This window comes from Stenotrophomonas sp. OVS01A, from assembly GCF_019969775.1.
Classification (GTDB): Bacteria; Pseudomonadota; Gammaproteobacteria; order Xanthomonadales; family Xanthomonadaceae; genus Stenotrophomonas; species Stenotrophomonas indicatrix.
The window spans coordinates 636054-654637 of the sequence record NZ_JAHXYV010000001.1 but is presented as its reverse complement, the minus strand read 5'-3'; the positions used below and the strand labels follow the sequence as shown (position 1 = coordinate 654637).

General features: G+C 66.8%; 17 protein-coding genes. 12 read left to right on the top strand and 5 right to left on the bottom strand.

The window, feature by feature from the left end; all coding sequences use genetic code 11:
- Positions 1–226: 226 nt before the first annotated feature.
- The gene (locus LC407_RS03070) at positions 227–1105 is read left to right on the top strand and encodes an SEL1-like repeat protein (RefSeq protein ID WP_025877638.1); all 879 of its coding nucleotides are present in this window, start codon (positions 227–229) and stop codon (positions 1103–1105) included.
- Between the two features lie 214 nt (positions 1106–1319).
- Here LC407_RS03070 and dapE read toward each other — a convergent pair whose 3' ends face one another.
- From dapE to map, 5 genes are read right to left on the bottom strand one after another with little or no spacing between them, the layout of a single operon-like run.
- Positions 1320–2447 (bottom strand): succinyl-diaminopimelate desuccinylase, encoded by a 1128-nt coding sequence (gene dapE / locus LC407_RS03065; protein WP_025877640.1) that lies wholly within the window; start codon positions 2445–2447, stop codon positions 1320–1322.
- A complete protein-coding gene (locus tag LC407_RS03060; protein WP_025877641.1) occupies positions 2444–2809 on the bottom strand; it encodes an arsenate reductase in 366 nt (121 codons plus the stop codon). The genes dapE and LC407_RS03060 overlap by 4 nt, the downstream gene beginning before the upstream one ends.
- 13 nt (positions 2810–2822) lie before the next feature.
- Complete coding sequence (gene dapD, locus LC407_RS03055) at positions 2823–3914, bottom strand: 2,3,4,5-tetrahydropyridine-2,6-dicarboxylate N-succinyltransferase (RefSeq protein ID WP_025877642.1); 1092 nt, start codon at positions 3912–3914, stop codon at positions 2823–2825.
- Positions 3914–6541 (bottom strand): [protein-PII] uridylyltransferase, encoded by a 2628-nt coding sequence (locus LC407_RS03050; protein ID WP_223482181.1) that lies wholly within the window; start codon positions 6539–6541, stop codon positions 3914–3916. Before LC407_RS03050 ends, dapD begins: the two co-directional genes overlap by 1 nt.
- A gap of 2 nt (positions 6542–6543) precedes the next feature.
- Positions 6544–7386, bottom strand: a complete 843-nt coding sequence (map, locus tag LC407_RS03045) for a type I methionyl aminopeptidase (RefSeq protein ID WP_080277585.1) — start codon at positions 7384–7386, stop codon at positions 6544–6546.
- A gap of 173 nt (positions 7387–7559) precedes the next feature.
- Here map and LC407_RS03040 point away from each other — a divergent pair, with 173 nt between their 5' ends.
- The 11 genes from LC407_RS03040 to frr all read left to right on the top strand — a co-directional run bounded on the left by LC407_RS03040 (position 7560) and on the right by frr (position 18581).
- Entirely contained in the window at positions 7560–8087 is a 528-nt protein-coding gene (locus LC407_RS03040; protein ID WP_025877648.1) for a spore coat U domain-containing protein, read from the top strand.
- A complete protein-coding gene (locus LC407_RS03035) occupies positions 8087–8842 on the top strand; it encodes a molecular chaperone (RefSeq protein ID WP_223482180.1) in 756 nt (251 codons plus the stop codon). Before LC407_RS03040 ends, LC407_RS03035 begins: the two co-directional genes overlap by 1 nt.
- A gap of 7 nt (positions 8843–8849) precedes the next feature.
- On the top strand, positions 8850–11189 hold the full coding sequence (locus LC407_RS03030) for a fimbria/pilus outer membrane usher protein (RefSeq protein WP_223482179.1): 2340 nt from the start codon (positions 8850–8852) through the stop codon (positions 11187–11189).
- Positions 11186–12220: a spore coat U domain-containing protein gene (locus LC407_RS03025; RefSeq protein WP_223482178.1), complete on the top strand. Its 1035-nt coding sequence runs from the start codon at positions 11186–11188 to the stop codon at positions 12218–12220. Before LC407_RS03030 ends, LC407_RS03025 begins: the two co-directional genes overlap by 4 nt.
- A gap of 148 nt (positions 12221–12368) precedes the next feature.
- Positions 12369–12548 carry a hypothetical protein gene (locus LC407_RS03020; protein WP_223482177.1) on the top strand — a complete coding sequence of 60 codons (180 nt, stop codon included), beginning with the start codon at positions 12369–12371 and terminating at the stop codon, positions 12546–12548.
- Positions 12548–13246: a fimbria/pilus periplasmic chaperone gene (locus LC407_RS03015; RefSeq protein WP_223482176.1), complete on the top strand. Its 699-nt coding sequence runs from the start codon at positions 12548–12550 to the stop codon at positions 13244–13246. The genes LC407_RS03020 and LC407_RS03015 overlap by 1 nt, the downstream gene beginning before the upstream one ends.
- Positions 13247–13465: 219 nt before the next feature.
- The gene (gene rpsB / locus LC407_RS03010) at positions 13466–14269 is read left to right on the top strand and encodes a 30S ribosomal protein S2 (protein ID WP_025877657.1); all 804 of its coding nucleotides are present in this window, start codon (positions 13466–13468) and stop codon (positions 14267–14269) included.
- A gap of 125 nt (positions 14270–14394) precedes the next feature.
- The gene (tsf, locus tag LC407_RS03005) at positions 14395–15273 is read left to right on the top strand and encodes a translation elongation factor Ts (RefSeq protein WP_032975792.1); all 879 of its coding nucleotides are present in this window, start codon (positions 14395–14397) and stop codon (positions 15271–15273) included.
- A gap of 269 nt (positions 15274–15542) precedes the next feature.
- Positions 15543–17081 (top strand): GGDEF domain-containing protein, encoded by a 1539-nt coding sequence (locus LC407_RS03000; protein ID WP_025877660.1) that lies wholly within the window; start codon positions 15543–15545, stop codon positions 17079–17081.
- 119 nt (positions 17082–17200) lie between these two features.
- The gene (pyrH, locus tag LC407_RS02995; RefSeq protein ID WP_025877663.1) at positions 17201–17929 is read left to right on the top strand and encodes a UMP kinase; all 729 of its coding nucleotides are present in this window, start codon (positions 17201–17203) and stop codon (positions 17927–17929) included.
- A gap of 97 nt (positions 17930–18026) precedes the next feature.
- On the top strand, positions 18027–18581 hold the full coding sequence (gene frr, locus LC407_RS02990; RefSeq protein WP_025877664.1) for a ribosome recycling factor: 555 nt from the start codon (positions 18027–18029) through the stop codon (positions 18579–18581).
- The last annotated feature ends 3 nt before the right edge of the window (positions 18582–18584 follow it).

The following is an 18584-nucleotide window of genomic DNA, read 5'->3' as shown; positions in this document are numbered from 1 at the left end:
TCTGGTGTCCGGGCGTATGTTGCTGTCTATCTACCCAGGGCGCAGTCCCGCATCGGCCGCGCACGATTATTCGCACGCAGATTATTGCGGTTGGTGTTGTTGACGGCGGTGGCCAGGCGGATCGACATGGCATCGACCCTACCCCGCTTTCCGGCACGGCGCAACCGTTGCGTTGGCAACCACTCCGCAGAGCGCATAATGGCCCGCCGTGAAACGTGCAATGGAAATGCAACACCGCAACGGACGCAACGCGGCTCTGGCCGCCCTGATCTGCCTGGGCCTGGCCGCCTGCCAGACCCTGCCCCCACCCTCGCTCCTTCCGCCGGCTCAGCAGCAGAGCCTGGAACAACGCGGAACCGACGGCAGCTTCAAGGGGGCCTTTGATACCGCGGAAACCTTCGAGCGCTTCAACGATCCGCGCGCCATCGCCTATTACGAGCGTGCCGCAGCGGTCACCCCCTGGACCTTCCACAACACCAAGGCGGAAGAAGCCCTGGGCCGGATCTGGATCTCCGGCACGCTGCGGTATGCCGACAGCCCCCACATCAACCCTGGGCCGGTGCTGCGCGCGTCCTGGCGGCGTGGCGAACGCGCCTATCTGGCGGCGGCCTACCACGGCAATCCCTATGCGTTCTACGAACTCGCCAAGGCCTATCGCCAGCGTGGCGACGCGCAACAGGCGCTGCGCTGGGACCTGCGCGGAATGATCTACCAGCGCTACCCGAGTTCATCGTCGCGACTGCCGGATGCGGTGGCCGCGCAGGGCGACAGCGTGCATCCGCTGGTTGCGCAGATCCAGCGTCGCGCCGAGCGCGGCGATGCCGAAGCGCAGGTGGACCTGGGCGCGCTGCTGGAGAAGGGCGTGGGACTGCCGCGCGATCCGGCGCGTGCGCTGCAGCTGTACCAGCGCGCCGGCGAGAAGGGCAATGTGTTCGGCCAATACTTCGCCGGGCTGCTGCTGGGCCGCGGTGCGCCGGGCCTGGACAAGAACCCTGACGCTGCTGCCGCCTGGTTTGCCAAGGCGGAAGCACAGCAGTTCTACATGGCGGCGCCGAGCTACTGGCGCGAAGCGATCAAGCCGCCGTTCTTCAGTTTTTCGGAGTAACGCGCGCCGCTGCGCTCGCCGGGCATGGCCCGGCGACGCGGATCACACCAGCAACCGCACGCTCACCCCGGTAGCGCCGGGCCATGCCCGGCGACGCGGATCACACCAGCAACCGCACGCTCACCCGGTAGCGCCGGGCCATGCCCGGCGACGCGGATCACACCAGCATCCGCACGCTCACCCGGTAGCGCCGGGCCATGCCCGGCGACGCGGATCACACCAGCAACCGCTCCACCAGTCGCTGGTACAGCCCCGGCAGTGCTTCCAGCTCGTCCACGCGCACGTTCTCATCCACCTGGTGGATGCTGGCGTTGACCGGGCCGACTTCGATGCACTGCGCGCCCAGGGGTGCGATGAAGCGCGCATCGGAGGTGCCGCCACCGGTGCTCTCTTCCGGTGCGCGACCGGTGTGCTCGGCCAGTACCGCGCGCGCCGCTGCACGCAACGTACCTTCCGGGGTGTAGAACGGCTCGCCACTGCGGTGCCACTTCAGCGTGTACTGCAGGCCATGGCGGTCCAGCAGCGCGGTGATGTCCGCTTCCAGCTTCGCTGCATCCCAGTGCGGGTTGTAGCGGATGTTGAAATCCACCTCCAGCTCACCGGGAATCACGTTGTTGGCACCGGTGCCGGCATGGATGTTGGAGATCTGCAGGCTGGTCGACGGGAAGCTCTCATAGCCCTCGTCCCAGCGCCGTGCGCTCAGTTCGGCCAGCATGGGCGCGGCAAGATGAATCGGATTGCGTGCCTTGTCCGGGTAGGCCACGTGGCCCTGCACGCCCTGCACGCGCAGCTTGGCCGACAGGCTGCCGCGACGTCCCACGCGCAGCAGGTCACCCAGCGTGGCGGTGGAGGACGGCTCGCCGGTGATGCACCAGTCGATGCGCTGGCCACGCTCGGCGAACAGCCGCGCGACATGGCGCACACCATCGATCGCATCGCCTTCCTCATCGCTGGTCAGCAGCACCGCCAGCGTACCGGCGTGCTGCGGATGGGCCGCAACGAACTGTTCGGCAGCGATCACGAACGCGGCCACGCTGCCTTTCATGTCGGCGGTGCCGCGACCGTACAGCACGCCATCGCGGATCTGTGGCGCGAACGGATCGCTCTGCCACGCCTCGCGCGGGCCCGGCGGCACCACGTCGGTATGGCCCAGCAGGACCAGCACCGGCGCGCCGCTGCCGTGCGTGGCCCACAGGTTGTCGACCTCGCCCAGCCGCAGGTGCTCACAAGTGAAACCGGCCGCCTGCAGACGTTCACCAATCAGCGCCTGGCAACCGGCATCGTCCGGGGTCACCGACGGCCGTGCAATCAGATCGCAGGCCAGGTCGAGGACGGCGCTCACGCGCCGCCCACGCCGAAGCGCGCCTTGAAACCGTTGTCGCTGAAACCCTGGCTGACCTTGCCGTCGGCAGTCACCACCAGCGGCCGCTTGATCAACTGCGGGTACTCGCGCAGCAGCAGCTTCCATTCCGCCTCCGAATCGGCGGCCTTGCGGTTGTCCGGCAGCTGCCGCCAGGTGGTGGAGGACCGGTTGACCATCGCCGCCAGGCCACCCAGCTGGGCGGCCCATTCCAGCAGCGTTTCCGGGCTGGGTTTGTTGTCGCGGTAGTCGACGAAGGTGTACGGCACGCCGAAGCGGTCCAGCCACTTGGTCGCCTTCTTGCAGGTATCGCAGTTCTTCAGACCGTAGACGGTGGTGCTCATGCGTGCGGCCCCGTCAGTCGGCCAGGCCGCGCAGCAGGTCGTTGACGCTGGTCTTGCTGCGGGTGCGGGCATCGACCTGCTTGACGATCACCGCGCAGTACAGCGAGTGGGTACCGTCCTTGCTCGGCAGCGAGCCGGACACCACCACGCTGTACGGCGGAATGTAGCCGTAGCTGATTTCGCCGGTGGCGCGGTTGTAGATGCGGGTGCTCTGGCTGAGGAACACGCCCATGCCGATCACGCTGTGATGGCCGACGACCACGCCTTCCACCACTTCCGAACGCGCGCCGATGAAGCAATGGTCTTCGATGATGGTCGGGCTGGCCTGCAGCGGCTCGAGCACGCCACCGATGCCGGCACCACCGGACAGGTGGCAGTGCTGGCCGATCTGCGCGCAGGAACCGACGGTGGCCCAGGTGTCGACCATGGTGCCTTCACCGACGTAGGCACCGATGTTGGTGAAGCTCGGCATCAGCACCACGTCCTTGCCGAAATACGTGCCGCGACGGGCGATCGCCCCCGGCACCACGCGCACGCCGCCACGGCGGAACTTCGCCTCGTCATAGCCGGCAAAGCGCGATTCGACCTTGTCCCAGAACGGTGCCGGGCGTGCATCGACCACGGCCATGTCGTTGACGCGGAAATACAGCAGCACCGCCTTCTTCAGCCATTCGTTGACCTTCCAGCCACCATGGCCATCGGGTTCGGCGACGCGGAACTCGCCGCTTTCCAGGCCATCGATCACGCGGTTGACCAGCGGCCGGGTCGAGCCTTCCAGTTCGTGCAGGGTCAGCGTGGCGCGGCGCTCGAAGGCGCTTTCGATGCCGAACTTCAGTTCTTCCACGCCCGGCCCGGCCGGCTTGCGCAGCGACTTGCGTGCGATGTTCTCGGCGCGCGCAGCTTCGGCGGTCTTGGCCGGGACCTTCTTTGCCGGCGCCTTCTTCGCTGCAGCCTGTTTCGGCACGGCGGCCTTCTTCACCGCTGCGGTCTGGCCCGCCTTCGGCTGTTGTGCAGCTTTCTTCGCAGCCGGGGCAGCGGCAGTAGTCTTTCTGGCCGCTGCGCTCTTGGCAGTCGCGGCAGTCTTCTTTGCAGGCTTGGTGGCCATCAGGCGGGGTCTCCGGCGTTTCGATCAGGGTCCAGGCAGGCCAGCATTGCGTCATGCAGCTGCTGCCGGGCGGATTCAGTCAGGGGGAGGTCGTGTTCGTCACTGATCACGAAGGTGTCTTCGGCGCGTTCGCCGAATGTGGCAATGCGCGCGTCCTGCACGCGCAGTCCCTGGTTGCGCAGCACGAACGCCACGTCGGCCAGCAGGCCGGGGCGGTCGGGCGCGACCAGGGCAAAGCGGGTCGCGCCGGGTTCATCGCGGAACTCGATGCGTGGGGCGAAACGGAAGTGGCGCAGCTGGCGTGGCACCACCCGGCGCGAGGGACGCAGCCGCGCAAGGTCGCCACTGAGCGCCTCGCGCAGTGCAGCTTCCAGGTTGGCGCTGCTGCCATCGGCAAACGTATCGGCCGGGCTGACTTCAAAATTATCGAAAATCGTCTCGGACGGACCATCCAGCACGCGTGCGCGGTGGATGCCGTAACCCTTGCGGTCCAGGGTCATCACGATCGCGGCAAACAGGCCATCACGGTCCGGCGAGTGCACGAACACTTCCAGCGCCGGGTCGTCAACGCTGATCCGGCGTACCTTCACCAGCGTCTGGCCCTGCTTGATCGGCACCAGTGCGGCAGCCTGCCAGGCCAACTGTTCCGGGCGCAGGCGGATGAAACCTTCGTCAGGCATCACCGCGAACTGGCGGTCGATGGTGGCATCGTCGTAGCCCTGCTCGCGCACCAGCGCACGCACGCTGTCGCGCGCTTCGGCCACGCGCTCGGCGGCCGGCACCGGATGCTCAAGGCCCTCGCGCAGCGCGCGGCGGGTAGCGAAATACAGATCGGCCAGCAGCCGGTCCTTCCACGCGTTCCACAACTTCGGGCTGGTGCCGGCGATGTCGGCGCAGGTCAGCAGATAGAGGTAATCCAGGCGGTCGCGGCTGCCGACCAGGGTCGCGAAGCGATGAATCACGTCGGCATCGGCGATGTCCTGCTTCTGCGCGGTCACCGACATCCGCAGGTGCTGTTCGACCAGCCAGGCCACCAGTTCGGTATCCGAACCACTCAGCCCCTGCGCGTGGCAGAACGCCCGTGCATCGACCGCGCCCAGTTCGGAATGATCGCCGCCGCGCCCCTTGGCGATGTCGTGGAACAGGCCGGCCAGCAGCAGCAGTTCGGGCTTGCGCAGGCGCGGCCAGACTTCGTGGGCTATGGAGAAACGTTCATCGGCGCGACTGCTGGCAAACAGCCCCATGTTGCGCAGGACCATCAGCGTGTGCTGGTCGACGGTGTAGACATGGAACAGGTCGAACTGCATGCGCCCGCTGACCTGGGCGAATGCGGGAATCCACTGCCCGAGCACGCCCAGCCGCGCCATGCGCGAAAGCGTGTCGACCGGGCGCTGGCCACGCAGCAGAGCCATGAACTGTTCGCGCGCGTCAGGGTCTGCCTGGTCATAGGCAGGCAGCAACGGCAGCGATTCGGCCAGCGCGCGCGCAGTCAACGAATGCAGGCCACGGATCTGCGGATTGTTCGCCCAGCTGGCGAACAACGCGAAGACCTGGCCGATGTCAGCATTCGGCCAGTCGGCATCGTTGGCCGCCAGATAGCCACGGCGCAGCGCGAACCCCACGGTCAGCGGCTCAGGCTGTGCCTCGCCATCGAACTGTTCCTCGAAACGTTGCAGGAGACGATCACTGATCCGCCGCACCACCGAAGCGGCGCGGTAGAAGCCCTGCATCATCTTCTCGACGCCCAGGCTCTCGGCATCGTCCTCAAAGCCCAGGCGCGCGGCCAGGGTCTTCTGGTAATCGAAGCGCAGGCGCTCTTCCGGGCGTCGCGCCACCAGGTGCAGGCCGAAGCGCAGTCGCGCCAGCACCGCACGTTCGCGCTTCAGCGCCGCGGCCTCGTCAGCGCCCAGGTGGCCCAGGCCGACCAGCGCTTCCAGATCGCGCACGCCAAACGCACGCAGCGCCATCCAGCCCAGCGTGTTGAGATCGCGCAGGCCGCCGGGGCCATCCTTCAGGTCCGGCTCCAGGTTGTCGGCGGTGTCGCCGAAACGCTGGTGGCGGTTGCGCAGTTCCTCCAGCTTGGCCAGGAAGAACGCACGCGGCGGCCACAGTTCGCGGTCATCCACTGCCGCACGCAGCGCACGCCGCGCCGCCTCATCGGCCATCAGCGGGCGCGCTTCGATCAACGCCGTCAGCACGGTCTGGTCGGCCGCAGCCTCGCTGCACTGCCCGCCCGAACGCACCGCGTGGCTGACCGCCAGGCCGCAATCCCACAGCAGCGCGAACAGGCGCGAGAGCGCCTCCTCATGGGCCAGCTGCGCCTGCGGATCGCCGAACACCAGCAGGTCGATGTCCGAGCGCGGGAACAGCTCACCGCGCCCATAGCCACCGACCGCAAACAGCGACAGGCCACTGTCGGCCGGCAGGCAGCGCTGCCACGCATGGCGGATGAGGTGATCGGCCGCGCGCGCGCGCAATGCCAGCAGGCGCTCGATGTTGTCGCCCTGGTCAAAGCGGCGGTACAGGCGCGTATCGGCCTGCTGCAGCGCATCGCGCGCGGCAGCAGCCCAGTCCGGGTCGTTGAGCGACGCGGCCGGCGTGTCCAGCAGCGAACTCGCCGGCAGCATCGTCAGGAGACCTGCGACTCGCCCGGCGACAGGGTCAGCACGTCCACGCCGGTCTCGGTGACCGCGATCATGTGCTCCCACTGCGCCGACAGCTTGCGGTCCTTGGTCACCACGGTCCAGCCATCGGGCAGCACCTTGTTGTAGCGGGTGCCCTCGTTGATCATCGGCTCGATGGTGAAGGTCATGCCCGGCTGCAGCACCAGGCCCTGGCCCGGACGGCCGTAATGCACCACCTGCGGTTCATCGTGGTAGACCTTGCCGATGCCGTGGCCGCAGTACTCGCGCACCACGCTGAAACGCTCGCCTTCGGCGTAGCTCTGGATCGCATGGCCGACGTCGCCCAGGGTTGCGCCCGGACGCACCGCGCGGATGCCGCGCCACATCGCTTCATAGGTGGCGTCGACCAGGCGCTTGGCCATCACCGACGGGGTGCCGACGAAGTACATGCGGCTGGTGTCGCCATGCCAGCCGTCCTTGATGACGGTGACGTCGATATTGATGATGTCGCCATCCTTGAGGACCTTCCCTTCGCTGGGAATGCCGTGGCAGATGACATTGTTGACCGAGGTGCACACGGTCTTGGGGAAGCCGCGGTAGCCGACGTTGGCCGGAATGGCGCCCTGCACGTTCACGATGTGGTCGTGGCAGATGCGGTCCAGTTCCTCGGTCGTGACACCGGGCTTGACGTGGGGGGTGACGATGTCGAGCACTTCGCTGGCCAGGCGGCCGGCGATGCGCATCATCTCGATTTCCTGCGGGGTTTTGATATTCACGCTCATGGCTCCCATTATCGCCGATCCGGCCGCAATCTGAACGAACGCCACCCAACTGGCGATCCGGGGCATGCACGGATCCGGCAAGGAACGTGAAAGCGTGATGGGCCACACCCTTTCGACCGCATGTTTCTCACGGAATACAGACACTTGCGGTGCCTACGCTGGCCCCACTGTCGTCAAATCGGCGCCGAACGTGCCGACTTCGCGCTGTTCAACGGACCTTCGGGTCAGGGAGGTTGTCCATGCGATCCACCGTTCGTTCCCCCTGGGCTTGGGCCTTGGCCCTGCTGGTGGCTGGCCCGGCCGCCGCCGCCGACACCACTACGTTCAACGTCACCCTGGTGGTCACCAAGGCCTGCACCATCACTGCGGCCGCCGCCACCAACGTCGATTTCGGTACCGCCGCCTCCACCACCGCCACCCCGACCCTGGGCCAGGGCACCGTAACCGCACAGTGTTCGGCGCTGACCCCGTACACCATCTCGCTCAACGCCGGTGCCAATGCCGGTACGGCCAATGACGTCACCACGCGGCGGATGAAGAACACCAACGCGGCAGTGACGGCCAACAACTACGTGGGCTACCAGCTCTACCAGGATGCCGCGCATACCCTGGTGTGGGGCGCCACCACGGGCACCAACACCCAGGCCGGTATCGGCACCGGCCTGGCGGTGCCCTACATCGTCTACGGCCAGATCCTCAACCTGAGCACGGCCAACGCTGCGACCGGCAACTACCTGGATACCGTTACCGCCACGATCACCTATTGATGGAGCACGCCCGCATGGCCGGATCCCGCCCGTGGCGCGCCACCGGCGTGGCGCTGATCGTTCTCAGCCTGCTGCTTTGGGTCACCGCGGCCTCGGCGACCAGCCTGCAGGTCGCGCCCACCAGCCTGCAGCTGGAGGCACGCCAGCGCGCCGGCGAACTGTGGTTGACCAACAGCGGCACCTCGCCGGTGAAGCTGCAGGTCCGGGTATTCCGTTGGGTGCAGCAGGACGGCAACGAACAGCTGCTGCCCACCGAAGATCTGCTGGCCACGCCACCGATGCAGGAGTTGGCCGCCGGCCAGCAGCAGCTGGTACGGGTCATGCGCGCCGTGGCCGACGCACCGGCTGCGCAGCAGTACTACCGGTTGATCGTCGACGAGGTGCCCGATCTGGCCACGCGCACCGAAGGCATGCAGTTCGTGCTGCGCTATTCCATCCCGGTATTCGTGCAACCCGGCGCTGGCAGCCGGCTGGCACCGCAGCTGCACGCCCGCCTGGTCCGGCTGGACGACGGTCGCAACGGCGTGGAAGTAGGCAATACCGGCAACAGCTACGCGCAGATCGCTGACCTCGCCCTGGGTAGCCCGGAGCGGCCGCGCATCGTCCATCCCGGCCTGCTGGGCTATGTGCTGCCCGGCCAGGTCATGCGCTGGCCGCTGGAGCGCACGGCGATCGACCGCGACAACGACCAGATCACGGCCAAGCTCAATGGCGAGTCGGAACAGACGTCGCTGCCGCCACCACCGGCTCGCTGAGGCGCTGATGAGCGCAGCGCTCGGTGCGGCCCTGTCCCCGGCGGCTCATGCAGCCGATGTCTCCGGGGTCTCCGCCGATGCCCTGCTGCCGCCACCAACCCCACTCACGGCCAACCAGACGCTGTACCTGGACGTGACCCTCAACAGCACGCCGCGCGGCCTGCTGCCCTTCACCGACAACCGTGGCCGCCTGCAGGCCAGCCCCGAAATCCTGCGCCAGCTTGGCTTCAACGCCAGCGGCGATGCCCCGGTGTACCTCGACCAGATCAGCGGTGCGGTGGTGCGCTATGACGCGCACCTGCAGACCCTCGCGCTGGACGTGCCACTGGACCAGTTGACCCTGCCCACGACCGTGCTCAGCCGCCCGCAGGTCCGTGCCCCGCGCGGCAGCGCCTCGCCCGGCGTCCTGCTCAATTACGACCTGTACGGCAGCCGTGTCGACAGCCTCGGCAACCTTACCCTGAGCTCTGAACTGCGAATGTTCGGCATCGGTACCGGCACCTTCGAGAACACCGCCGTCAGCCGTCGCTACCAGACCGGCGACCGCCACTGGCGCAGCGAAAGCGTACGCCTCGATACGCGCTGGACGCTGGACTTCCCGGACAAGGCGCTGACTTTGGAGGTGGGCGATTTCTACAGCGGGTTTGTCGACTGGAGCCGGCCGGTACGCCTGGGCGGCATCCAGATCGGCCGCAACTACGGGCTGCAGCCGTATCGCGTTCTTACCCCGACTCCGGCCTTCCTCGGCCAGGCGGTGGTGCCATCGACGGTCGAGCTGTATGTCGATGGCCTGCGCCAGTACAGCGGCCAGGTACCGGTCGGGCCGTTCCAGCTGGCGGCGCAACCGGGCATCAGCGGCACCGGCAGCGCGCAGGTGGTGGTTACCGATGCCTTCGGCCGCATGCAGACCCTGGATTTCAGCTTCTACGGCACCCAGCAGCTGCTGGCCAAGGGCCTGTCGGACTGGTCGCTCGGCGTCGGCCAGCTGCGCGAGCAGTTCGGCGAACGCTCCTTCGCCTACGACGACCGTACCGTGGCAAGCGCCAGCTGGCGCGGCGGCGTCAGCGACACATTCACCGGTGAAGCACATGCCGAGGGCGGCGGCGGCCTGGCGCAGGCCGGCGTGGGTGGCTGGTGGCTGCTGGGCGGCGCCGGCGTGCTCAATGCCGCCTATGCCCACAGCCGCTACCAGGGCCTGCAGGGTGGACAGTGGGCGCTGGGGTACAGCTGGAACAACCGGCGCTTCAATTTCAACCTGCGCAGCGTGCGCAGCCACGGCGACTACCGCGACCTGGGCGCGCTGCAGGCCAACCTGCCGCCCAGCATCAGCGAGCAGGCCACGGTCGGCCTGGACCTGTTGCGCTTGGGCACCCTCAGCGCCAGTTTCCTTCGCCTGCGCTACCCCGATGGCGATGACAACCGTTATGCCAGCCTGTTCTGGTCACGCAGCTGGAGCCCGCGCTGGTCGGCCTACCTGTCGGTCAACCAGAACCTGGACGACAGTGATGACCGCAGCGTCTACCTGTCGCTGACCGCAAGCCTGGGCAACAACCGCCAGGCCAGCCTGTCCAGCCAGCGCAATGGCGACCGCCAGAGCTGGGTCGCCGATGTCACCCAGCCGGTCCCGGGCGACGGCAGCGCAGGCGGTATCGGTTGGCGCGCGCAGGTCCGCCACGGCGACGGCGGCAGCGGCGGCCTGGCCGAAGTCGGCATCCTCAACGATGTCGGCCGCTACGCCTTCGGTGCCTCCCGCCAGGCGGGCCTCAACTACGCCTATGGCAGCGCCAGCGGCAGCCTGGTGTGGATGGCCGGGCACACCTTCGCCGCCCGCGAAGTCGCCGATGCCTTCGCCGTGGTCAGCACGAATGGCGTTGGCGGTGTGCCGGTGCGGCTTGAGAACCGCCTGATCGGTGCCACCGACGAGCGTGGCCTGCTGCTGATCAGCCCGCTGCTGTCCTGGCAGCGCAACCGCGTCTCCATCGACACCCTGGACCTGCCGGCGGACATGCGCGCTGATCGCATCGAGGACTGGGTGACACCCCGCCAGCGCGCCGGCACCGGCCTGACCTTCAACCTGCGTTCGCGCGCGTCATTGCGGCTGATCCTGCAGGACATGCGGGGGCAACCGCTGGAGGTGGGCAGCGAAGTGCAGCTGCCCGATGGCCGCCAGGCCACCGTCGGCTACGACGGCCTGCTGTACCTGGAGGACGTTGCACCCGGCAGCGTGCTGTACATCACCAGCAGCGGTGGCCAGTGCCGGGTCCGCGTGCCGGCACCGCAGGTGGTCGCCGTCGGGGCCAGCGCGCGCCCGGCCCCGCTGCAATGCGTGCCGGAGGTTGCGCCATGAGGATGCTGCTGCTCGGCCTGCTGCTTCTGGCCGGCCTGATCGCCAGTGCACCGACACGCGCGGCCGCGACCTGCACCGCCACCGCCGACGCGCTGCTGCCCTTCGGCAACGTCAGCAGCGGTGCGGCAGGCGCCACCACCGGCACCTTGAACATCACCGTGAACTGCTCCACCGCCGCACTCAGCCTGATCGCCACCACCGGCATCCGCGTCTGCATCGGCCTGGGCAATGGCACCGGCGGCACCAGTACTTCGCCGTGGCGGACAATGGTCAACGGCAGCAGTGATCCGCTCAATTTCCAGATCTACAACGTCGCCAACTACAGCGAAGTCACCGGCCTGGCACCGCGCGGTACACCGCCTGCACAGGAACTGACGATGACCTACAACGTGCCGCTGATCGGCGGCTCCGGAAGCCGTACCACGCAGTTGTTCGCACAGATTCCGGCCAACCAGGTGCTGGCCTCCGGCAACTACAGCAGCACCTTCACCGGTGCCAACGTGGTGCTCACCTGGGCCTGGAACGAGGTGCTGCTGGGCACCGCCACCGTGCCGGCCACCTGCAATGGCGGTGCTACCGGCACCAACACCGCCAGCAATGCCTTCACTTTCAATGCCACTGCCACCGTGCTGCCGCAATGCGGCAGCTACCTCACCACCACCATGAATTTCGGCAACGTCACCGGCGGCATTCCCGCCAACATCGACCAGACCGCCACCCTCACCCTGACCTGCCTCAAGCGCACCGCCTACCAGGTCGGCCTGAACAACGGTCAGAACAATCCGGCCCTTACCGCCACCCGGCGCATGCGCACCACCATCGGCGGCAACAGCTATTACCTGACCTACGAGCTGTACCGGGACGCTGCGCGCAGCCAGCGCTGGGGCAATACGCTCACCGTGGACACCTTCAGCGGCGTCGGCACTGGCAGCGCGCAGACACTGAACATATTCGGGCGTGTGCCTCCCGTTGCCGGACAGCCTCCGGCGGGCACCTACAACGACCTGGTGCAGGTGACGATCACCTACTGAGGGGAGCCCGCTCTACAGAATTCCCCCTGTCGGCCGATACCGCGCATCAAGTCGACAACACGGTGGATCGCAGGTGGTTCGGGCAGTACTGATCGGAGTGATGTCCATCGCCAGCACGACAGCGTGGGCCGACCCGGCGCCCGTCCCAATGCAGATCCGCCTGACCGTGGTTGAAGGCTGCGTCGGCACGGAGGGCGGCCCACGTTGCCCGGTGCCACAGCAGCACAGCGACGGCGGTCACCTGCCGCCCCAGGTCCGTGAACTGGCCCCGCCAGCGCAGGACGAACAGGGGCATTCGCTGCCCGAACCGCCCACCACTTACTACTGATGCGCCGGCTGCTGCCCCTGTTGATGGCACTGCTGCCCATGCCCTTGCAGGCGCTGGACCTGATGCCGACCACGCTGCACCTGCCTGCTGCACAGGGGCGGTCCGAGCTGTGGCTGCACAATCCTGGCCCCGGGCATTGGCGCGGCCAGGTGCAGATCTGGGCGTGGGACCAGCAACCGGGCGCCGAACACCTGCAACGCAGTGCGCAGGTGCTGGCCAGTCCGACCTTGCTGGACCTGCCGGCCGGCGCCCGCCAGCGCGTGTGGTTGCTGCCAGCGTCGTCCGCGCCTGTGGCCGCTGAACAGGCATTCCGTATCATCCTGGCACCGGCAGAACCGGCCATGCCGCGCTATTCACTGCCCCTGTTCCGCAGCGAACCGGTCGGCCCAGCGTCCCCCTGCCTGCAGGCAGAGCTGATGGTCAACGGGTCGCAATTCATTCTGAGACTGTTGAACAGTGGCACCCGGCACGCGCGCTTGAGCGACCTTGCCTATGAGACCGCTGGCGGCCAGCGCAGCCTGCTGCTGCCCGGTCTTGTCGGCTACGTACTGGCGGCGCGCCAGCGCCAGTGGCAGCTGCCGCCGCGCGCCGATGGCTATGCAGGCGGCAGGTTCCATGCCCGCCTGCAGGACGGAACGGAGGTCATCCTGGCGGCGCGGGCACCCGCAATTGCAGCGAGCCAGCCAAGCGGGCTATAATTGCCCGGATGTCCTGCCGCCCCGTGCGCGGGACACCGTCCACACCGGACGTCACCGGTGAATCCACACCTGCTGCCCCCATCCGTGCCGGGGTGCTCCGCAAGGAGTTCGGCCACGGAGGCAACAGGGAAGCCCAACCCCGGAACCTTCAGCGCTTCCACGCGTCCCGCATACCTATCCCGCGGGCGGAATCGCCGGTTCCCCATCAGGAGTTCTGCAATGCCTCAGGTCACCATGCGTCAGATGCTGGAAGCCGGCGTCCACTTCGGCCACCAGACCCGCTACTGGAACCCGAAAATGGCTCCGTACATCTTCGGCGCCCGCGGCAAGATCCACATCATCAACCTGGAAAAGACCGTCCCGCTGTTCAACGACGCGATGAACTTCATCTCGTCGGTTGCCCAGAAGCGCGGCACCATCCTGTTCCTGGGCACCAAGCGCAGCGCGCGTGAGTCGATCCGCGAAGAAGCCGAGCGTTGCGGCATGCCGTTCATGAACCAGCGTTGGCTTGGCGGCACCCTGACCAACTTCCGTACCGTCAAGCAGTCGGTTGCCCGCCTGAAGGAACTGGAAGCCGGTGAATCCGACGGCACCTTCGAGAAGCTGGTCAAGCACGAAGTGCTGGGCCTGCGTCGCGAGCGCGACAAGCTGGAAGCCTCGCTGGGCGGCATCAAGGACATGAACCGTCTGCCGGACGCGATCTTCGTCATCGACATCGGCCACGAAGACATCGCCATCAAGGAAGCCAAGAAGCTCGGCATCCCGGTGATCGCCGTCGTCGATACCAACTACAACCCGGAGCTGGTGGATTACGCGATCCCGGGCAACGACGACGCCATCCGTGCCGTGCAGCTGTACGCACGCGCCGCTGCTGACGCCGTGCTGGAAGGCAAGGCTGCTGCACCGCACGCCGCCACCGTCCGTGAAGAAGAGTTCGCCGACGCTCCGGCCGAAGAAGGCAAGCCGGCTCGCCGCGCTCCGGCCAAGAAGGCTGCTGCCGACAAGGGCGAAGCCCAGGCCTGATCCAGGCCCCGGTGGGCGCCACGCGCCCACCTTTCCTGTCCGCTGCCGATGGCGCGACGACAGGAAACTGTCACACGGGCCGGCCACCATGCCGGCCCAACCCCTTTCTTTCGTGAGGTAATCCCGTGGAAATCACTGCTTCCCTGGTCAAGGAACTGCGCGAGCGCACTGGCGCCGGCATGATGGAATGCAAGAAGGCGCTCACCGAGGCCGGCGGCAACATCGACGCCGCTGCTGAAGCGCTGCGCAAGTCCGGCGCTGCCAAGGCCGACAAGAAGGCTGACCGCGTGGCCGCCGAAGGTCGTCTGGGCCTGGCCCAGGACGGTGGCAAGGCCGTGCTGGTCGAGATCAACTCGGAAACCGACTTCGTCGCCAACGACATCAACTTCAAGAACTTCGTCGATTCCGTCGCTGCCGCTGCACTGGCATCGGGCGCCGCCGACGTGGAAGCCCTGAAGTCGGCCACCCTGCCGACCGGCCAGACCGTCGAAGAAACCCGCGCGACCGCCGTGCAGACCCTGGGTGAGAACATCCAGATCCGTCGCCTGGTCAAGCTGGACACCACTGGCAACGTCGGTTCCTACGTCCACACCAACGGCAAGGTCGGCGTGCTGGTCGACCTGATCGGCGGCGACGCCGAACTGGCTCGCGGCCTGGCCATGCACGTGGCCGCGCTGAAGCCGCCGCACAACAAGGCTGCCGATGTGCCGGCCGAGTTCGTGGAAAAGGAAAAGGAAATCGAACTGGCCAAGATGTCCGAGAAGGACAAGTCCAAGCCGGCCGACATCCTGGAAAAGATCATCAGCGGCAAGATCAACAAGATCGTCAGCGAAGTGACCCTGTACGGCCAGAGCTACGTTCTGGACGGCGACAAGACCGTCGAGCAGGTGGTCAAGGCTGCCGGCGCCGACGTGGCTGGCTTCCAGCTGCTGGTCGTTGGCGAAGGCATCGAGAAGGTGGTGGAAGACTACGCCGCCGAAGTTGCCAAGGCGATGCAGGTCTGATTCCAGCCTCACGGCTGTGATGAAACCAGAAGGAGCCGCGGGAAACCGCGGCTCTTTTTTTATGCCGGTGGGCCTGTGGGTGCCCTTCACCTGTAGGTGGCCGAATCTGTGGGTGCGCACCGTTGGTGCGCACACCGACACCTTTGCGTTGCAAGCGAATCAAGCCGATACTCGGCAAAGGGAACCTGCAGTCACATAACAGGAACGAAATTCGCAGACTGTGATGCATTCCTAGGTATTCTTGTCCTAATGGAATTGAACGACCCGACATGCCTCCCGAGCTGACAGCTGCACTGGCGCTTTGCCGCAACCTCCCCTCGCCGCCCGGTATTGCCCTGCGCATCATCGAACTGGCCCAGGACCCGGAGGCGGACATCGCAACCGCTGCGGACATCATCGCCATCGACATGGCGCTGAGTGCGCGCATGCTGCGTATCGCCAATTCACCGCTGTATGCCAGCCGGCGCCGGATCGAGAACCTCGGCCAGGCGCTGACCATGCTCGGGCTCAACGCTACGATCAGCCTCGCCCTGGGCTTCACTGTCACCCAGGGCCTGACCGGCAAAGGCGGCGCCGACCACGATCTGCGCCAACGCGCCTGGAAGCGCAGCATCCTCAGCGCGCTGGCGGCCAGCCAGCTCGGCCAAGCGCGCGGCCTGCGCAGGCTGGAGGAGCTGATGCTGGCCGGACTGCTGCAGGACATGGGCGTGCTGTGCCTGGCCCAGGCCGAATCCGAACGCTACCTGCCCTTGCTGCGCGAAGCGCGCGACAACCCCGACCTGATCGCGCGCGAGCGCCAGGAACTCGGCTGCAGCCACGCCGACGTCGGTGCATGGGTGGCCGAGGAGTGGGGCCTGCCGCGCTACCTGGTGGACAGCATCCGCCACAGCGAAGACGAAGGCACCGCCGAAAATCCGTTCCAGGCCTGCGTACAGCTGTCTGGCGCGGTCGCCGACATCTGGCTGGATGAAGACGCCGATGGCGCACGCGAACGCGCCCTGCAGCAGGTCCACGACCGCCTGCAGATGGACAGCGCCCGCTTCGACCAGGTGCTGGCGCGGATCAGCGAAGCGCTGCCGGACATCGCCAGCCTGTTCGAAAACGGCCTGAACTCGCCGGCACGCGTGCGTGAACTGATCGACCACGCCCAGGAACTGGCCACCCTGCGCAACCTGCGCGAACTGCAGGATGCCGACCAGGCCCGCCGCCGCGCCGATGAATTCGAGGCCCGCGCCAAGCGCCTGGCCGACCAGGCCCATCGCGACGCGTTGACCGGCGTCCTCAACCGCCGCCAGCTCGAAGCCGTGCTGGAACAGGAATTCCTGCGCGCCGGCCGCCATGGCTGGCCGTTGTCGGTGGCCTTCATCGACCTGGACGATTTCAAGAAGATCAACGATGCGCACGGCCACCTGACCGGCGACGAGGTGCTGCGCGCCTTTGCCGGCAAGCTGCAGGGGCAGCTGCGCAACAGCGACACCGTGGCCCGCTTCGGCGGCGAGGAGTTCGTCGCGCTGCTGCCCAATACCAGTGAATCGGTGGCCTTGGACGTGATCCGCCGGGTACTGGCGAACATCGTCGCCACCCCGATGGCGGAACTGGAAGGTGGCCCGCTGTTCATCACCTTCTCGGCCGGCGTGGCCACCCAGGGCGGCTACGAGCGCTTTGCCGGCGTGCAGGACCTGCTGCGCGCCGCCGATGACGTGCTCTACCGCTCCAAGAACCTGGGTCGCAACCGGGTCATCGCACGCTCTCCCGGCGAACTGGGGCATGATGAACTGTCTGCCACCGCTGGCGCCGAGCTGGGCTGAATGGTGCGCCCCGGATGCACGGGGCACACCGGTATTTTGCGCCGCAGTGCACAAAACGCTTTGGCCGCGCGCCGCTTGCGCGTAGAATCGCCCGCGATTTCCACGCACCCGAGGTCCCTATGTCCAAGCTCGCCTATCGCCGCATCCTGTTGAAACTTTCCGGGGAGGCGCTGATGGGAGATGAGGACTACGGCATCGACCCCAAGATCATCAACCGCCTGGCCCGTGAAGTCGTCGAGGCCCAGCAGGCCGGCGCCGAAGTCGCCCTGGTCATCGGTGGTGGCAACATCTTCCGCGGTGCAGGCCTGGCCGCTGGCGGCATGGACCGCGTCACCGGCGACCAGATGGGCATGCTGGCCACGGTCATCAACGCGCTGGCCATGCAGGATGCGCTGGAAAAAGTGGGCGCAAAGGCCCGCGTGATGAGCGCGATCAAGATCAACGACGTGTGCGAGGACTACATCCGCCGCCGCGCCATCCGCCACCTGGAAAAGGGCCGCCTGGTGATCTTCGCCGCAGGCGTCGGCAGCCCGTTCTTCACCACCGACTCGGGCGCCGCCCTGCGCGCGATCGAGATCGGCGCCGACCTGCTGCTGAAGGCAACCAAGGTCGATGGCGTGTACGACAAGGATCCGAACAAGTACAGCGATGCTGTCCGCTTCGACAGCCTGAGCTACGACGAAGTGATCCGCCGTGGCCTGGAAGTGATGGATACCGCCGCCTTCGCCCTGGCCCGTGACAGCGACCTGCCGATGCGCGTGTTCGACATGGGCCAGCCGGGCGAGCTGCTGAAGATCCTGCACGGCGAGAACATCGGCACCCTCGTCCAGGGCCGCGATCCGGCCTGAGGCTGAGCGCAAGGCGACCTCCGGGCCGATTCAGGCCCGGCGGCGTCCCGTATTCGCCTATAATCGCCCGATTCCAGTTACATCCAGGACCCTGGCGATGCTCAACGACATCAAGAACAACGCGCAGACGCGCATGGCCAAGAGCATCGACGCTCTTAAGCACACCCTCACTTCGATCCGCACCGGCCGCGCAACGCCGGCCCTGCTGGACCGTGTCACGGTCAATGCTTACGGCAACGCCAGCACGCCGCTGAACCAGGTAGCGTCCGTCTCCAACGCCGACGCCCACTCCCTGCTGGTCACGCCCTTCGACAAGAGCATGATCAAGGAGATCGAAAAGGGCCTGTACAACATCGAGCTGACCCCGAACACCATCGGCACCTCGATCCGCGTCAACCTGCCGCCGCCGACCGAAGAGCGCCGCAAGGAACTGGCCAAGCAGGTACAGAAGGAAGGCGAAGGCGCCAAGATCGCCGTGCGCAACATCCGCCAGGATGCGAACAAGGAAATCGCCAAGCTGCTTAAGGACAAGGCGATCAGCGAAGACGACAAGAAGCGCGGCGAAGACGATATCCAGAAGTTGACCGATGCCAACATCAAGGATATCGACAAGGTCGTCGCCGACAAGGAAAAGGAACTGATGTCGGTCTGAAGT